Raw genomic sequence first — 16,121 nt, 5'->3', positions numbered from 1 at the left:
GTTAATCATGAATCATAAAATCGACCGAGATACCTACATAATACCACCGAATTTCATCGAGTCAGGCACCTTCTTCGGTGGTATGTTCAAAGCCCGCAATGTGATTGAAGCCGGTATCCTGGCATTTGCCATTGGTGTGCCGGTTTTTTCATTGCTCCCTCTTGGCCTGACTGCCCGTATCATCGCTTTGTGCCTGACCGCACTGCCAGCAGCATTGGTGGCGCTTATCGGAGTTTCCGGTGAGAGCCTTTCCTCTTTTCTGCTGATTTTCATAAAGTACCTGCGAAACCGCCGCATTGTAGGCGGTAACAGCGCAGAAGATGCGGTTCCTGCGGCAGAGCATGGCGGCAAGCATATTAAAAAGAAGGTACACAAGCCCGACAAGGCTCCCAGACGGTCACGGCGCTCCGGCAGAGAGGATTTCCCAGCGGAGTTTGATGAAGTTCGTAGCTACGAGATCCGCCAAAAACTCCGTCCTGTGAAAAAGCAGAAGCCTGCCAAGGAGAAGAAAGCCGCCAAGCAAAAAAAGAAGGTCTCCAAGGAGCGCAAAGTAAAACGCCCTATCCGCACTCAGGAGCCGAAGCCCGCCTGCCTTAACCCGGTAGCAGATTATCTGCCGATTTCCAAAATTGAAAACGGCATCATCTACACGAAGGACCACCGCTATGTCAAGGTCGTCGAGGTAGTACCCATCAATTTTATGCTGCGCAGCGCCCAGGAACAGCGGAACATCATCTATTCCTTTGTATCCTACTTGAAAATCAGCCCCATCAAGCTGCAAATCAAGGTACTGACACGTCGGGCAGAGATCAACCGCCATCTGGATACCGTTCGGAAGGAGATGGAACAGGAGACCAATGAACAGTGTCTGCTCATGCAGGAAGACTACCTCCAGTTCGTTCAGCAGATCGGTTCCCGTGAGGCAATTACCCGACGTTTCTTCCTGATTTTTGAATATGAGCCGTGGAGCAACACCAAGCGCTCTGATGAAGAAGGCGAGGCAATCAATGCCCTGCAAAGTGCAGTCCATACTGCTACCAACTACCTCCGTCAGTGCGGTAACGAGGTCATCGTTCCGGAAAACTGGGATGAGTTTACCGTAGATGTCCTCTATAACCTGCTCTGCAGAAATGAAAGTGCTGTAAAGCCGCTCTCCGTCCGGGCACAGGAGGTTGTGGCTGAGTACCTTGCCAAAGGGCGCGACAGTGAGATCGACCATATCCCTGCCACCGAATTCTGTGCGCCAAAAAGCATTGACTTCACGCATGGTCACCATATCTGCATTGACGGTCTGTATTATGCTTATTTGCTGGTGCCCTCTGATGGCTACAAAACGCAGGTTCCAGCCGGCTGGCTCAGTCTTATCGTCAATGCCGGTGACGGGATCGATATGGATATGTTCCTCTCCCGTCAGCCCAAAGAAACCATCATCCAGAAAGTCGGACAGCAGCTGCGTATCAACCGTTCCAAAATCAAGGACGCCAGCGACACCAACACCGACTTTGATGACATTGATGGCGCTATCCGAAGCGGGTACTTTCTCAAAGAGGGCCTTGCCAACAACGAGGACTTCTACTACTTGAATCTGCTGATTACCATTACTGCCTCCAACGAGGAAGACTTGGAATGGAAGGTCAGCGAGATGAAAAAGCTCCTGCTCTCACAAGACATGAACGCCTGCACCTGCCATTTTCGGGAGGAACAGGCGTTTTTATCTGCCCTTCCATTGGTGGCAATGGAAAAGAAACTGTATGAGCGCGGTAAACGCAACCTGCTGACAGGCGGTGCGGCAAGCTGTTATCCCTTTACCTCCTATGAGATGTGTGATGATAACGGTATCCTGCTGGGCGTCAACAAGTACAACAGCTCCCTTATTATCGTGGACATCTTCAATTCTGCGGTCTATAAGAACGCCAATATGTCGATCCTTGGCACGAGCGGAGCCGGCAAAACTTTTACCATGCAGTTGATGGCGCTGCGAATGAGGCGGAAAAATATCCCCATTTTCATTGTTGCGCCCCTAAAAGGCCATGAATTCCATCGCGCCTGCTCCAATGTGGGCGGCTCCTTTATCCAGATTTCACCGGCCAGTCCCCACTGCATCAATGTTATGGAGATTCGGCGGGTAGACCGCTCGGTGAATGAACTTCTGGACGGTCCAGGCATCCAGTTATCTGAACTTGCAGCAAAGATCCAGCAGCTCCACATATTTTTCAGTCTGCTGATCCCCGATATGTCTCACGAGGAACGACAGCTTTTGGACGAAGCCCTTGTTCGTACCTATAACACAAAAGGCATCACTCATGATAATGCCTCTTTGGAAGACCCTGCAAAGCCCGGCCAGTACCGTGAGATGCCGGTGCTTGGTGACCTGTACGAAATTTTGAAAACCTCCAAGGAAACGATGCGCATGGCCCACATCCTAAACCGTCTGGTAAACGGAAGCGCCAGCACCTTCAATAAGCAGACCAATGTTCGGCTCGACAACAAGTACACTGTTTTGGATATTTCCTCCCTCACGGGAGATCTGCTCACCGTAGGTATGTTTGTGGCGCTGGACTTTGTTTGGGACAGAGCCAAAGCCGACCGTACAGAAGAAAAAGCCATCTTCATCGATGAGTGCTGGCAGCTTCTATCCGGCGCCGGTGCTGCTGGTGTAAGATTGGCTGGCGATTTCCTTTTGGAAATTGCCAAAACCATACGCGGTTACGGCGGCGCCTCGATTTTTGCAAGCCAGGATCTTGCCGATTTCTTTGACCTTGACGGCGGCAGATTTGGTAAGGGCATCATCAACAACTCCAAGACCAAGATCATTCTGAATCTGGAGGACGACGAAGCCCAGCGGGTACAGGAAGCCCTGCACCTGTCCGATGCTGAAACAATGGAGATCACTCACTTTGAAAGAGGTCACGGTCTGATTTCTACCAATAACAACAATATTATGGTGGAATTCAAAGCCAGCCCTCTGGAAAAGGATCTGATTACTACCGACCGCCGCGAGCTGCGTGAAATCGTAGAGCGAAAACGCCGTGAACAATCCACATCTGCCGAACAGCAGATATAACAATTTGAAGAGCGAGGTGATTCCCATGTGCAACTTTCCTGCCAGACGCCGCTATGCGTCTGCTTTGCGTCTGCATTACGCCTAAAAGCCAGTTTTGCCAACCAGATCATCTTTTGGCTTACACTGACTGGCTTTCCTTCCTATTTTAATGCGTCTTGAATACGCCTATATTACGCCATTGGAGGTGATACCCATGAAGACCAGGGCTGAAATCTATGGAAATGAAGCTGCGGCTCTGCTGCGGATCGTCACGATGTATCCCGGTCTCAATATGCAGCAGCTTCTTTGCTTTCACCCTGGCAAAGAAGAAATCATCAAGACCCTGCTCTCCCATCTACAAAAGCAGGGCCGTATTTTTCAAACTGATACAGGCGGTTACTTTCCGTCTGGTTGGGCAGCAAAATCAGACAACTCCCTGATACGGGCTGCCTGGGTACTCTTGGATTTTATCGGGCAGGTGGAATACCATGCTCCCGGTGATTTTCCGGTCAAGCTTATCTTCTTTGCAAACGGTGAACTATACGAAATCGTCTACGCAGCTTCCGGCCAGGAGGCCCTGATCAACCATGCGCTTCGGGATGACCGCAGCGGTGGACGCCGCATCATTTTGGTCGATAATCCGGAAGACATTCGCCGCATTGACTGCCCTGGCATTTCCGGTTTCTGCACCGTGGATGCAGCGGGCCAGGTGCATTACTTTAAGAAAACAGGAGGAACTTGATTGGAACGAAAAATCATCTCACACCGAATCGGAAGCATTCTTGATGATATATCCCGTTTGAGCAATGCTCTTTACGCGATGGATACCACGGATATTCAGCGCTATCCGGACAACTATGAAGTCTTATCCACTGATGCCGCCCTGCGGGCAGAGAAAATTGCCTGCAGGCTGCGGCATTTGATATATTCCAGCACCACCATCCGCAAAGGCGATTACCTGACATCCGCCGGTATTGTACACGGAATTGAGGTTGTCTATGAGGACGGTGTACTGGAGGTCACCCTGCCTGGTCTGCTCCCAAAACGCAAGCAGAGGCAAAACACTGAGTTTCTGCTCGACCCGTTCTACTTCTCATTGGAGCAATACGCCAAAGAGCATCCCATGCCCCGCTTCAGCGATTGTGTGGTGTGCTTTACGCAGGTTTATGACCAGTGCCTTCCCACCCGGCGTATCCGTGACTACGACAATCTGGAAGAAAAGCAGCTTCTGGATGTCCTCTCCACCTTCGTCATGGCTGACGATACCGGCCTGCTCTGCGATGCCTACAACACCGCTGCGCTGGGCGAAAAGGACTGTACCAGAATCAGTGTCATGGAAAAAAAGCGGTTTCCCGCCTGGCTTGCTGAGCATGAAAACACCCTAAAATCCATCTCGGATTTTTGAGCATTTTCAGCCATTGCTTGTCCGACCTGCCGCAACATCGTATTTAGCCCCGGATTTCGGGGCTTTTTTCTGTCGTTACACCACGGATTTTTACCGAAGTTCCTTGCAGTCTCGGTAAAAGCCACACACCACAAGGAGGTGATCACTTGGGAAATTCCCACAGCCAGACACGATGGCGTACAGGCTTCTCTCTCTGACTGCCATCTCCGGCGAGTTCCCCACAGACCAGCTTAACAGACTTCCCGGCAGTCCATATTATCTGGAGTCTGTTGTCACTGCACTGAAAAAAGACGGGCTGCTGCGTACCTATTACCGGGATAAACTGCGCGGCTACCGTCTGGGGCCGCGAGCCAAAGCCACTCTGCTGGAAAGCCGGCCGGACAGGTTTGCCAGCTACCTGACAGGAGATACCGACACCAACCGTTTGAAATGCGAAATTGACCGAAGACTCCGGCTACACCGCCTGGCAGAAACCTATGTGACCATGGATAATGCGGGTGTATGTGTGTATCGGGATGAAAAACCGGCAATTTTTGCGCCGGATGGTTACGCTGGCGGCAGGATTGTCTATCCTGCTTTTTTCAGTTCCAGAGAAGTGAAAGAAATGGGGATCGACACCACGAAGATCCGCAGTTCCCGCTCCACCGGAATACTCCTTGCGCCCTCCGGCATCTTCGTGACCTACAACAGCAGCAGCGCCCTGATGAAGTGGCGCTACAAATCGGAAATGCGGGTCAAGGCATTGATTTGGAGCGTAATCTGCCAACAGCGCCTGGCCCCACAGTTTCGCCATGAGGATGTTCATGGACTGATTCTGGGCAACAGCATGGATCTGGCTTACCAGATTTTGACCAGCACCGGAGGACGCAAACATGATTTCTTCATGCTGGATGGCAGCTATGAGCATTTTCTTTATCTTACCAACAACCATCAGGGGGAGGTGATACTTGCACTGCTGTGCGACCCTGTGAAAACTGCGGAGCTGGACCGCATTCTGCTCCAAGGTCTTACTGCGAGGCAGCCCGGACTGGCTATTGAGCATGACGGTGTTTCACCGGATGGCTCACCAGTCCTGTTTGGCTATTTCTGCGATCTGCCCCGTATCGCACGCTTCAACACCTCCCTCGAACTATCCGAGCGCCCAGGCACACTGATCTGTTTTGACTTCCAGGCAGAGGTACTTCGCAGCTACTGTGGTTCCCGGGTGCGCTTCCAGACCATTGATTTCACAAAATTCGAGGGGAGGTTGTTCCCATAAACAAGAAAAAACTGATCGTAAGCCTGATTGCAGCGCCCTTTGCCATTCTTGCGATTCTATACGCAGGCGGCTTTCTGGCACAGCTTTTGGGTAACTATGCAACCTGGAAACAGGGCGGCGGTATTCCCGGCGACGGTACTTCACCGCTGGCCGCTTCGCCCGACTTCCTTCTCTGCCTTTCCTCTGTGCTCAGACCGCCTTATGGCGTGTATGGCATTTTGATCTGCATTGGCTTGTTAGCAGTGCTGCTCATCATGGTCATGCGCATGGGATATGGTGATGCCGGTGAGTATGATGAAGACCGCAATTTCTCCTACTCCGCCAAAGGCACTTATGGCACCTCCGGCTGGATGTCCCGCAAAGAAATGTCCGGCGTACTGGATCTGGTGCCCGATCTGCGCAAACACAAGGGTGTTGTACTGGGTATGCTGGATGGCAAAGCAGTCTGCATACCGGAAGATACCAGAATCAACAGTAATCTGGCAGTCTACGGCGCCAGTGGTTCCATGAAAACCCGTTCGTTTTGTATGAACCGTATCCTTCAGGCCACTGTCCGAGGTGAAAATGGCGCCGGAGAATCGTTGATCATCTGCGATCCCAAATCGGAATTGTACGAGAAGTCAAGCGAATTTCTCCGCAGCCGGGGCTATTGTGTCAAGCTATTCAACCTCGTTTCGCCTGAAAACTCAGATTCCTGGTGTTGCCTTGCCGAAGTTGAGGGACAGGAACTAATGGCCCAGCTTTTTGTAGATGTCATCATCAAGAACACCACGAACAACGGCAAGAGCGACCATTTCTGGGATGCCTGTGAGATGAATCTGCTCAAGGCCTTGGTACTGTATGTGGATCAAGGCTATGCGGAAGAAAACCGCAACATTGGCGAAGTCTACCGGCTGCTGACTCTCAATGGGGAATCCCAACTTGACACATTGTTCGAGGCGCTTCCTTCCACGCACCCTGCCAAAGCACCCTACAGCCTGTTCAAGCAGGCCAGCGACACAGTGCGAAGCGGCGTGATTATCGGTCTGGGCAGCCGCCTGCAGGTATTCCAGTCTGAGCTGATCAAAAAAATTACCGCTAAGAATAAGATCGATCTGGAGCTTCCGGGTCAGCAGCCCTGTGCCTACTTCCTCGTTACCAGCGACCAGGACAGCACCTTTGATTTTCTGGCCTCGCTGTTTCTATCTTTCTGCTTCATCAAACTGGTGCGATATGCAGACCACAACTGCGAGGGCGGCAAACTGCCTGTGCCTGTCCATATCCTTGGGGAAGAACTGACAGCGTGCGGCACGATCCCCGACCTCTCCCGCCGGCTCAGCGTAATACGCTCCCGGAATATCTCCATGTCCTGTGTGTTCCAAAATCTCGCAGGATTGCAGAACCGATACCCGCAGAATTTGTGGCAGGAGATCATTGGAAACTGTGACGCGCAGTTGTTTTTAGGCTGTACAGACCAGCTTACTGCCGAATTTATTTCTGCCAGGACAGGGCTTGCCTCCGTAGCAGTATCCAGTAAGTCCAAACAGCTGGGCACCTGGCGTATCTCCAACTATACACCGGAGTTTCGTGAGACCTCCGGTGTTGGAAAACGCCCTGTACTTACTCCTGATGAAGTCCTGCGGCTCCCGCTGGATCAGGCGCTCATCATCATCCGTGGCAAGAAGGTTCTGCAGGTAGACAAAATGGATTACTCCAAACACCCGGAAGCCAAGTACCTGCGTTCCTGCAAAGCATCTGCCCATGTACCGGAATGGCGCCGCTTGGAAGAAGAAGCCGCCAAAACACCGCAGCCCGCGCCGAAACCGGCTCCTGCAGCAAAGAAGCCGGCAAAGCGCAAAGCCACCAAACCGGCATCCCCCACGGATAAATCACCCAAAGAGGCTCCGGCCCCCAAATCTGCCGGTACGCCGGAAGGCATTATCACCACAGACAAGGATTCCATCCTGTCTTAAACAAAACTATCAAATTCATAGGAGGTTTTAATCTATGGCAACCAAGAAAAAAGAACTTCTGGAACAGGAGGCTCCTGTTACCGAAACCGTTATGTCGGAAGGCGAAACTCTGCCGGCCGATACTGCTCAACCTGAATCCCTTCCTGCTGATACTGGCAATAGTCTGGATTTGAACGAACTGCTGGGGCAGATGGATCAGCCCCTGGAGGACACCTCTGCCGAAGATATGGCTGAAGATCCCCTTCCTGAACTCACCGAGGAGGAAATGTTCGGAGATACGCCTGCTGAAACAGACGATCAAAGCGCTGCTCCCACTGATATGCCGGAAGACTTTGATGTGCAGCCGCCTGATGTTTACGAAGATAACGCCGACGCTGTGCAGGAACCCCCTGCATCTCCCAAGCCCAAGCGTACCAGCCGAAAGAAGAAAGAAGCTGCTGCTCCTGAAGAAACTGTCACAGAGGAAGTCCCTGCCGAAACAACAGAGTCGGCGGATACAGCCGACTCTATTCTTGATACGGAGGAACCTGCTGTGGAGCCTGATGTTCCTGTCGTGGAAGAAGCTGCCGCTCCTGCCCCTACTCCTTCTCCTCCCCAGCGCCAGCCCCGCCCCCAGCGCGGCGAGGCCCCCGTCCTTACCATCCGCAGCCGGGATGATGTCGAGACTGCCGAAGACCGTGATGATGTAATCTGGCATGAGATCCATAATGCCTACCGCACCCGCAAGATCATCACCGGCAAGCTGGGCGGCATTGAACAGCTGGACAACCGCAAGACGGTGGCAGTTGTGGATTACAAGGGGTTCCGTGTCATTATCCCTATCAAGGAAATGATGATCAATCTGGGCCGCAGTCCTTCCGGTCAGGAATACGCCGACCTTATGCTGCGCCAAAATAAGATCCTTGGCAACATGCTCGGTGCTGACATTGACTTCATCGTGCGTGGTATCGACTCCAAGACCCGCAGCGTAGTTGCCAGCCGCAAGGAGGCCATGCTGCGCAAACGCCAGATTTTCTATCTGGATACGGATGCTGCCGGTATGTACCGTGTCTATGAGGGCCGCATCGTCCAGGCGCGTGTGATTGCAGTGGCTGAAAAGGTTGTGCGCGTGGAAGTTTTCGGCGTTGAAACCTCCATCCTTGCCCGTGACCTTGCCTGGGATTGGATCGGTGATGCCCATGAGCGTTTTTCCGTAGGCGATGAGGTTCTGGTCCGTATTCTCAGCGTGCGGCGCAACAGTCTGGAGGACTTGGGCATCAAGGCTGACATCAAGAGTATTTCCGAGAACACCGACAGGGACAACCTGCAGAAGTGCCGTATCCAAGGCAAGTATGCCGGCCGTGTCACAGATGTCCACAAGGGCGTTGTCTATGTGCGCCTCTCCAATGGCGTCAATGCGGTAGCCCACTCCTGCTATGACTACCGGATGCCCGGCAAAAAGGACGATGTATCTTTTGCCGTCACCCGTCTGGATATGGAGCGGGGTGTGGCCGTAGGTATTATCACCCGGATCATCCGTCAGAACCTGTAAGCAAAGCGCCTGGGAAGCAGCGGCGAACTGTTTCCCAGGCTTGCTTTTTATCATTACCGAAACTCCCACCGCATATCCTCTCCACACGACTGTTCTCTTAAATCCTCTATATAGATTTTTATTTTTCATTTGCGTTGATTTTTCACAAAAATGCGGATATAATATATTATAGCAAGGATTTAGGAGGTTGTTTTATGCTGATTCAATTTAGTGTAGAGAACTTTCTCTCTATCAAAGATAATGTCGTGTTATCCCTGCTTGCCAGTAAGGATAACGAACATCCGGAACACCTGATTGTGGACGGAAACAAAAAGCATTTGAAGTCTGCCGTGATTTACGGTGCCAATGCTTCCGGAAAGTCCAATGTCTTGAATGCATTTTGGTTCATGGTAAATTATGTGCTGACTTCGCATAACCAGCAGCTCCACAAAACCATTGAGCGTTCGCCGTTCAAGTTTGACCGGGAAACACCCTCTCGCCCCAGCAGCTTTGAGGTCATCTTCACCACAAATGGCATCCGATATGCGTATGGCTTTTCTGTAACAGACAAAGCTGTTATTGAAGAATATCTGTATTACTATCCCAATGGCAGGCAGGCACTCATTTTTGAGCGAAAAGACACAAAAGATTTTCGCTTTACCGTTGATGTCGATGAACAAAATACTCTCAAGGATCGCACTTCGGCCAACAAGCTCTATCTGTCTGTCGCATCAAACTGGAGCTATTCCAAAGTGATTCCGGTTCTGGAATGGTTTGCTTCCTGCCAGATCATCACGAAAAATTCTGTTGCAGACGCCTACGGCCTTGAAGCAGAACAACTCAAAGATGATGACTACCGGCATGTGATCGCCTCTATGCTGCGTGTTGCAGATTTTGGCATACAGTCCCTTCAGATGCGTGATACAGAACCCGCTCCTTCTCAGCGTAATGATATCTTTACCAATATCGAGGCCATTCACACGGTACAGGATACAGAGGGAAATACTTCTTCCTACGCGCTGAACATGGCAGAGGAATCTGATGGCACCAACAGTTATTTCAAACTGATCGGTGTTGTAAAAAAGGTGCTGGATGAAGGAACGCTTCTTGTCGCTGACGAGATGGACGCTCATCTGCATCCTCTTCTGACAAAGCATCTGGTCTCGCTTTTTAACAGCGTGGAGTTCAATCCAAATGGAGCCCAGTTGATTTTCACATCACACAACACCAATCTTCTTGACCTGGATGTACTGAGGAGAGATCAGATTTGGTTTACCGAAAAAGACGAGCAAACAGCGGCTACCGATCTGTTCTCCCTTTACGATTTTTCCATCCGCAAGGATGCCAAGGTGGAGAAAGGCTATCTGATTGGCCGTTATGGTGCAATCCCCTTTATCAAGGGAGGGCTGTAAAATGGCACGTGGAAAAATTGAAAAGCGTGGACAGCGACGCAGAAAAATAAAGCCTGTCATTCTGATTGTAACGGAGGGTTCTCAAACTGAGCCTAAGTATTTTGAACACTACCGCAACCGTCAGACAAACATTGATATTCGTGTGGTCGGCAGCCGCACCAGCGGAGGTGAAACAGATTATCTCAGCCTGATCCGGAAAGCCGTGGAATATCAGAACAAAAATCAGATTTCCGTATCAGAGGGAGACTCTGTATGGGTAGTTGCAGATGGAGATGTGAACTACAACAACCCTGACCCCATCACTGCAAAGGACAGTCTGCTCTCCAAGGCAAGGAAAATGGCAGATGCGAAGGGGATTCAGATTGCACTCTCCAATCCCTGCTTTGAATTTTGGTATCTGTTGCATTTCCAGTACACCACCAAATTTTTCAAAGACTACCCCGCAGTGAAAAACGCATTGACCACTTATCTCCCTGATTATGAGAAAGCTGGCGATGTATATAACCAGTTAGCAGAGCATACAGCCATTGCGATTCAGAACGCCAAACGTGTAGAGCAATACCATCTTCAAAATGACAGCAGCAAACCGTTTGGAATTGCTGTCAATCCATTTACCGACATCTATCAGCTGGTGGAATCACTGCTGTAATGTTGCAAAGAAACATGGTTGGCACAAAATTGTCTCTACATTGGCACAGTCCTGCCCTTTCGCCGTAAATCCATATCTGTTATACTTGGTACAGTCAAAACTTTGCATAGCAGCCGCTCCGGTTTGGAGCGGCTGTTTTCAATTTCAGTAAAGGTGGTGGTTTCTATTCTCTTTCAAAAAGCCCGGAAGGTGCTGAACAACGAGCGGGGCGAGGCCAACTATTTCAGTACGGTGGTCTTCATCTTCATCGCTGTCCTGCTGCTGGCCTTCATTATTGACCTGTTCAGCATCATTTCCACCAAGCAGGAACTTGACCATGCCGCCGATCAGATGGTCAAACAGATCCAGCTTTCCGGCGGCGTCAACGGCGAGACCGATGAGCTGTTTGAATTTTTGAGTTCTCAGATCGAAGGAGCCGAAAATATTTCCTACTCCATTGACGCTACCTACACATCACCCAGGCCATCCGGTATGACAAATGCCATCCAGTTGGGCACCCCCTTCTTCATTACTATCGAGGGAGATGCTAAACTGGGCGGGTTCTGGAATTTTGACCTGGTAAACATCACAGTTGTTGCCCGCGGCAGCGGCGTCAGTGAGCACTACTGGAAGTGAGGTGACCTATGAAACGTATATTCCTGCAGCTGAAACAGCTGCTGCGAAACGAACGGGGCGAGATCACCTTTTTCGCCTGCTTTTTTGTGGTAGGCATCGTGATGCTGATTTCCTTCCTGCTCCTGTACGCTTCCATCCGGATCACCTGCATCAACATCCGCAACGGCGCTAAAATGGAGTTAAATAACCTTAGCGGCACGATTTATGCAGATACCTACCGTTCCCAGCGTGAAACTAACTTTGAAGAGTACCTAAATACCCTTTACTCCAGCAGTGACTATACCGACATGCTGGAGGCTACAGTGGCAGGTGGCCTGGACTCCAAGATTCCGCTTTCAACGGAGGATTACAAGGTTTCCGACATCAGCCTGGAGTTCAATGTAGAGGATGGACGGGTTGAGTACATCTTTTACTGTGACGTGGAGTTCTATGTGCGGATGTTCGGCCACAGTTATCCGGCTATCACCCAACGGGTGGAGCTGACAGGCTACCACAACACAAAATTCTAACCCTACTGTTGAAAGCCCGGCACATTCTACCGTATAGGCTTTATATAACAGCAAAAAAGGAGTGTATGTAAAATATGAAGAAGTTTTTCCAATCCAAAGGCTTTATTGTTTCCTCGCTGGCTCTCCTCTGCGTCACTATTCTGGGTGTCTGCTGGTTCGTAAGCCGCGACCGTACCGGAGATTTTAGGCCGGATGAATCCCCACCCAGCAGCGTCACCGGCGATTGGTCAGATGGCGGCACACAGACAGATGGTGATAATGGAGCAGATGCTTATGCCCCCGGCCAGTCCACAGATGCCGAAGAAGAATATCCCAAAGTAACCTCCCAAACGGAGGATGAGGTTGTGATCGACTTCACCGATACTGAAAAGCTTGAAGAAACGCCTCCTCCGGTGCCGGAAGGTAAGACCGAAATCAAAGATCCTGGTCAGGAGCATACCGTCAATCCCGACCCGTCAGTTCCGGAGGTTACTGCCCCGCCCGCCGAGCAAGCGCCGCCCAGCAATGAGCCGGTTCCAGGCTCCAGCAACGGAAATGGAGCTGTATATGATCCGGTGTTTGGCTGGGTTGTTCCCGGCAATGTACAGCAGTCCACCGGTGACAGCGATGGAGATCTGAACAAACAGGTCGGCAATATGGGCTGATTTACTACAACTGAATATGGCACTACTTGGCCGTCACAGGATTGTGGCGGCCTTCCTATTTTCAAAAGGAATGGAGCGTGATGTATTTGAAACGACTTCTCGCCTTCCTATGCTGCTTTACCCTTGTTTTCTGTCTATTCCCCTCCTCTGCCTTTGCAACGGGCGGAAATGGAAACATAGATGGCGGCGGTGGCAGCATGGGTCATGGCACAAGCAGCAACTTCTGGAACTCAGGCAACGATGGCGTCCGCATTACTGTTGTTGACGCATCCAGCGGAACTGCCGTATCTTCTCCGCTGGACTTTTCAAACCGGACGCAGAAGACCAGTCTTCTCCATTTTGGGAAAGTCAACAAACTGCAATACCTGGGCGGCGCCGGCCTCTCCCTCCAGTCCGGCGTTGCCTATTCCTGCATTAGACCTACGCAATCTATGCCCACAATCGTCAGCAGCAAGGGGCAGAGCAACATCGAAGCCATCAAACGGTATTTCTGTTCTGAATATGCGTGCATGATGGTCGCTCAGGCAGCCGGAGTCGATTATGAGCGGATGATTGCCGGCGAGTACAAGCTGCTGATCGAGCCCATTGCCTATTTCACGCACAACGGCCAGTATTACTGTATGACAGCTACTGCCGCCGGCCTGTATGATCAGATGTCCGGCGGCAATCTGCGGAAAACCATGACCTCGCTTACCCATAAAAATCTGCCGCTGTCAATGTTCCTGGAATTCAGCGACCTTGGCATCTCCGCCTGGACAGGCAGCACCACTGGAAAGCAGAACAATTCCGACATCATCAGCACCCTTGGCGTTGGTATCGTCTGGTTTGATGAAGCTCCGCCGGAAGGAGAAATTGAGGCCCCTGATGTCGAATACCGAGTAGATACGGATGTGATCACCGCCGTCACACTGCGGACAGATCAGGATCTGACGCCGGATAATCCGGCATCGGTTACCTTCCATATTCTCGGCACCACCTACCGGGTCAATGATATAGTGATCCCAGCCGGTGACAGTCAGGTAGTCTGGGTCAAATGGCATACCCCCTCCACCCCACAAACCGTGACCATTACAGTATCTGTCAGCGGTGCCTATACCGCTCAGGATACCTTTGTCGCAAAAATCGTGGATCTGAATGAGCACATTCCACCTGACCCTGTGGCAACCGACACGAATCCCGGCTACTCTGTGCCGCCCCTACCCAGTGAAACGCAGAAGCTCACTGCCAACTGGGGCGTCTGGAGCTGCTACTGGGTGCCTGTATGGGTATGGTGCGACCACGGTGAAGATGGCGGGCACTGGGTGGATGAAGGATATTGGGAATACGAATATACGGGCTACTCCGCTTCCATCAGCGGCGAGATGTCCCTAATGCCAGATGATATTGTACCCACAGCATCCGGCAAGACGATGAAAAGCGGGTACGGCGTTAAAACCGAAGTGCGGGCAACGCTGTCCACAGATGCCCCGACCAGCCACATTACTTATCCCCAAACTGCTTTTTCCGTATTTCCTGAGTTCCAGTATCAGACCTATCTGCGGCTTCTGCAGCGTTCCGGCGGCCAAAGTGCAAAATTCATCTTCAAGCCCAACGAGTTTTCCACCTATGACCGGACAGTGCATTTCACACCGCTGTGGTTCCCAGATGCCACCGACTACACCATCTATACACAGGTGTGGGATACCTGGACTCCTGACGGCATGTTATCCATCAACCTAAATGACTATGTTTCGATCCAAGGGAGCCTTTATGATGACTGGTATACCAATCGAGAATAACCTCTGGACAGCTTACCTGCTTACCATATTTTTTGTGGTGGCCGGCTTTGCTGTCTACGATGTGCTTTACAGACGGGTGCCTGACCGGGCACTCGTCTTTTTTATCCCCTTAGCTGCCCTGGCGCCGGTCCTGCAGGGGTATTTCCTGTTAAACCATGGGCTCCCGCCGCTCTTCCTCTGGCCGGTCGCTACCCATGCCCTGGTAGGCGCCCTGCTCGGCTTTTGTATTCCATTGGCAGCTGCACTGGCAACAAACGGCACCGGTCTGGGCGGCGGGGATATCAAGTTCTGCGGGATATTAGGGCTGGTCTATGGCCCTTCCGGCATGGCGCTGGTCTTTCTGACTGCCGCTGTTACCGCAATGCCTGTGATCTTTCTTCTCAGGCGGCTTTATCGAACTGGGCAGCCCCTTGCTATCCCGTTCCTGCCATTTCTCGCCTGTGGCTGCTGTACAGCGACCCTGGCCCAACTATTTTTAAGATAGGAGACAACGCTTATGAAACTGAATAACCGATTCATCTTCGGGATCCTCTCTCTGCTGTTGGCGGCAGTTATCGCCTTTGTGGCACTTCCAACCATCGCCCGTCAGACCAATGGAAAAGAGGAAATCGTCCGTATCACCCAGCCGGTATTGAAAGGCGAGCAAATCTCGTCAGAAAATGCCGAGGTGGTTGAGGTAGGCGGCTATAACCTCCCCTCCAACATCGCCCATCAGCTCTCCGATGTAAATGGTCTTTACGCTACCGCCGACTTGGCTGTGGGTGACTATATCCTTACCAGCAAGATCAGCTCTGTACCGGTTTCGTCCGATGTGGCGCTCAACAGCATCCCTTCCGGTAAGGTCGCTATCTCGCTGACCGTTAAAACACTTGCTTCCGGCCTCTCTGACAAGCTTCAGCCCGGTGACATCATCCGTATTTACCACTTTCTTGATACGGCGGCCGAAGTACCGGAACTGCGTTTTGTCAAAGTATTGTCCGTCACAGACTCAGACGGCATCAATGTGGATAATGCCAAGGAGCCCACGGAGGATGAAGAAAAGCAGCAGTCAGCCACCATCACTGTGCTGGCAAGCCCTGAACAGGCGAAGATCATTACCGGTCTTGAAAATGACGGCGTAGCTCATGTGGCTCTTATCTCCCGCAACAATGACAAACTGGCAGATGAGCTGCTTGCCGAGCAGGATAAGACTCTGCAGGAAATCTACTTCCCCGAAACTTTGATTGAGGAAGAAGCTGCAGATGCGGAAAATTCTGATGTTGAAAGTGAACCCCAGGAAACGGAAACTGCAGAGTCTGCACAATCCACTAATGAAACTGCACCCTCGGCAGAATAATCAAATCAAG

14 protein-coding genes are annotated in these 16,121 nt (G+C 51.3%); all 14 read left to right on the top strand.

Translation table 11 applies throughout. From position 1 onward, the window contains the following. The first annotated feature begins 7 nt into the window (after nucleotides 1-7). The 14 genes from LKD36_RS07435 (at nucleotide 8) to cpaB (ending at nucleotide 16,111) form a co-directional block, all read left to right on the top strand. Entirely contained in the window at nucleotides 8-3,064 is a 3,057-nt protein-coding gene (locus LKD36_RS07435) for a VirB4 family type IV secretion system protein (protein WP_227589406.1), read from the top strand. A 193-nt stretch (nucleotides 3,065-3,257) separates the two neighbouring features. Beyond that, entirely contained in the window at nucleotides 3,258-3,785 is a 528-nt protein-coding gene (locus tag LKD36_RS07430; RefSeq protein ID WP_173700505.1) for a DUF5697 family protein, read from the top strand. Beyond that, a complete protein-coding gene (locus LKD36_RS07425; RefSeq protein WP_006873396.1) occupies nucleotides 3,786-4,448 on the top strand; it encodes a DUF6100 family protein in 663 nt (220 codons plus the stop codon). A gap of 172 nt (nucleotides 4,449-4,620) precedes the next feature. Further along, the gene (locus LKD36_RS07420) at nucleotides 4,621-5,706 is read left to right on the top strand and encodes a hypothetical protein (protein ID WP_006873397.1); all 1,086 of its coding nucleotides are present in this window, start codon (nucleotides 4,621-4,623) and stop codon (nucleotides 5,704-5,706) included. A gap of 11 nt (nucleotides 5,707-5,717) precedes the next feature. Next, nucleotides 5,718-7,658: a VirD4-like conjugal transfer protein, CD1115 family gene (locus tag LKD36_RS07415; protein ID WP_349137190.1), complete on the top strand. Its 1,941-nt coding sequence runs from the start codon at nucleotides 5,718-5,720 to the stop codon at nucleotides 7,656-7,658. Nucleotides 7,659-7,692: 34 nt separating this feature from the next. Then, nucleotides 7,693-9,189: a S1 RNA-binding domain-containing protein gene (locus LKD36_RS07410; RefSeq protein WP_173885384.1), complete on the top strand. Its 1,497-nt coding sequence runs from the start codon at nucleotides 7,693-7,695 to the stop codon at nucleotides 9,187-9,189. A 194-nt stretch (nucleotides 9,190-9,383) separates the two neighbouring features. Beyond that, on the top strand, nucleotides 9,384-10,580 hold the full coding sequence (locus LKD36_RS07405; RefSeq protein ID WP_006873400.1) for an AAA family ATPase: 1,197 nt from the start codon (nucleotides 9,384-9,386) through the stop codon (nucleotides 10,578-10,580). A gap of 1 nt (nucleotide 10,581) precedes the next feature. After that, nucleotides 10,582-11,229 (top strand): RloB family protein, encoded by a 648-nt coding sequence (locus LKD36_RS07400; protein WP_118560360.1) that lies wholly within the window; start codon nucleotides 10,582-10,584, stop codon nucleotides 11,227-11,229. Nucleotides 11,230-11,352: 123 nt separating this feature from the next. After that, nucleotides 11,353-11,844 carry a DUF4320 family protein gene (locus LKD36_RS07395; protein ID WP_243167434.1) on the top strand — a complete coding sequence of 164 codons (492 nt, stop codon included), beginning with the start codon at nucleotides 11,353-11,355 and terminating at the stop codon, nucleotides 11,842-11,844. An 8-nt stretch (nucleotides 11,845-11,852) separates the two neighbouring features. Beyond that, entirely contained in the window at nucleotides 11,853-12,353 is a 501-nt protein-coding gene (locus LKD36_RS07390) for a hypothetical protein (protein ID WP_215725543.1), read from the top strand. Between the two features lie 74 nt (nucleotides 12,354-12,427). Beyond that, complete coding sequence (locus tag LKD36_RS07385; RefSeq protein WP_215725542.1) at nucleotides 12,428-12,997, top strand: DUF6550 family protein; 570 nt, start codon at nucleotides 12,428-12,430, stop codon at nucleotides 12,995-12,997. A gap of 80 nt (nucleotides 12,998-13,077) precedes the next feature. Beyond that, nucleotides 13,078-14,775: a hypothetical protein gene (locus LKD36_RS07380; protein ID WP_227589409.1), complete on the top strand. Its 1,698-nt coding sequence runs from the start codon at nucleotides 13,078-13,080 to the stop codon at nucleotides 14,773-14,775. Beyond that, the gene (locus tag LKD36_RS07375; RefSeq protein WP_003499633.1) at nucleotides 14,747-15,259 is read left to right on the top strand and encodes a prepilin peptidase; all 513 of its coding nucleotides are present in this window, start codon (nucleotides 14,747-14,749) and stop codon (nucleotides 15,257-15,259) included. Before LKD36_RS07380 ends, LKD36_RS07375 begins: the two co-directional genes overlap by 29 nt. 12 nt (nucleotides 15,260-15,271) lie before the next feature. Next, nucleotides 15,272-16,111: a Flp pilus assembly protein CpaB gene (cpaB, locus tag LKD36_RS07370; RefSeq protein ID WP_003499634.1), complete on the top strand. Its 840-nt coding sequence runs from the start codon at nucleotides 15,272-15,274 to the stop codon at nucleotides 16,109-16,111. Nucleotides 16,112-16,121 lie beyond the last annotated feature (10 nt).

It is taken from the genome of Hominiventricola filiformis, assembly GCF_020686965.1.
Classification (GTDB): domain Bacteria; phylum Bacillota; class Clostridia; order Lachnospirales; family Lachnospiraceae; genus Hominiventricola; species Hominiventricola filiformis.
The sequence above is the reverse complement of the archived record's forward strand: the minus strand, read 5'-3'. Positions and strand labels throughout refer to the sequence as shown.

Excerpts from the sequence above, each read along its gene's own strand:
- LKD36_RS07435 (WP_227589406.1), top strand. The coding sequence starts at position 8 with ATGAATCATAAAATCGACCGAGATACCTACATAATACCACCGAATTTC.
- LKD36_RS07430 (WP_173700505.1), top strand. The coding sequence starts at position 3,258 with ATGAAGACCAGGGCTGAAATCTATGGAAATGAAGCTGCGGCTCTGCTG.
- LKD36_RS07420 (WP_006873397.1), top strand. The coding sequence starts at position 4,621 with ATGGCGTACAGGCTTCTCTCTCTGACTGCCATCTCCGGCGAGTTCCCC.
- LKD36_RS07410 (WP_173885384.1), top strand. The coding sequence starts at position 7,693 with ATGGCAACCAAGAAAAAAGAACTTCTGGAACAGGAGGCTCCTGTTACC.
- LKD36_RS07405 (WP_006873400.1), top strand. The coding sequence starts at position 9,384 with ATGCTGATTCAATTTAGTGTAGAGAACTTTCTCTCTATCAAAGATAAT.
- LKD36_RS07400 (WP_118560360.1), top strand. The coding sequence starts at position 10,582 with ATGGCACGTGGAAAAATTGAAAAGCGTGGACAGCGACGCAGAAAAATA.
- LKD36_RS07390 (WP_215725543.1), top strand. The coding sequence starts at position 11,853 with ATGAAACGTATATTCCTGCAGCTGAAACAGCTGCTGCGAAACGAACGG.
- LKD36_RS07385 (WP_215725542.1), top strand. The coding sequence starts at position 12,428 with ATGAAGAAGTTTTTCCAATCCAAAGGCTTTATTGTTTCCTCGCTGGCT.
- LKD36_RS07380 (WP_227589409.1), top strand. The coding sequence starts at position 13,078 with ATGTATTTGAAACGACTTCTCGCCTTCCTATGCTGCTTTACCCTTGTT.
- LKD36_RS07375 (WP_003499633.1), top strand. The coding sequence starts at position 14,747 with ATGATGACTGGTATACCAATCGAGAATAACCTCTGGACAGCTTACCTG.
- cpaB (WP_003499634.1), top strand. The coding sequence starts at position 15,272 with ATGAAACTGAATAACCGATTCATCTTCGGGATCCTCTCTCTGCTGTTG.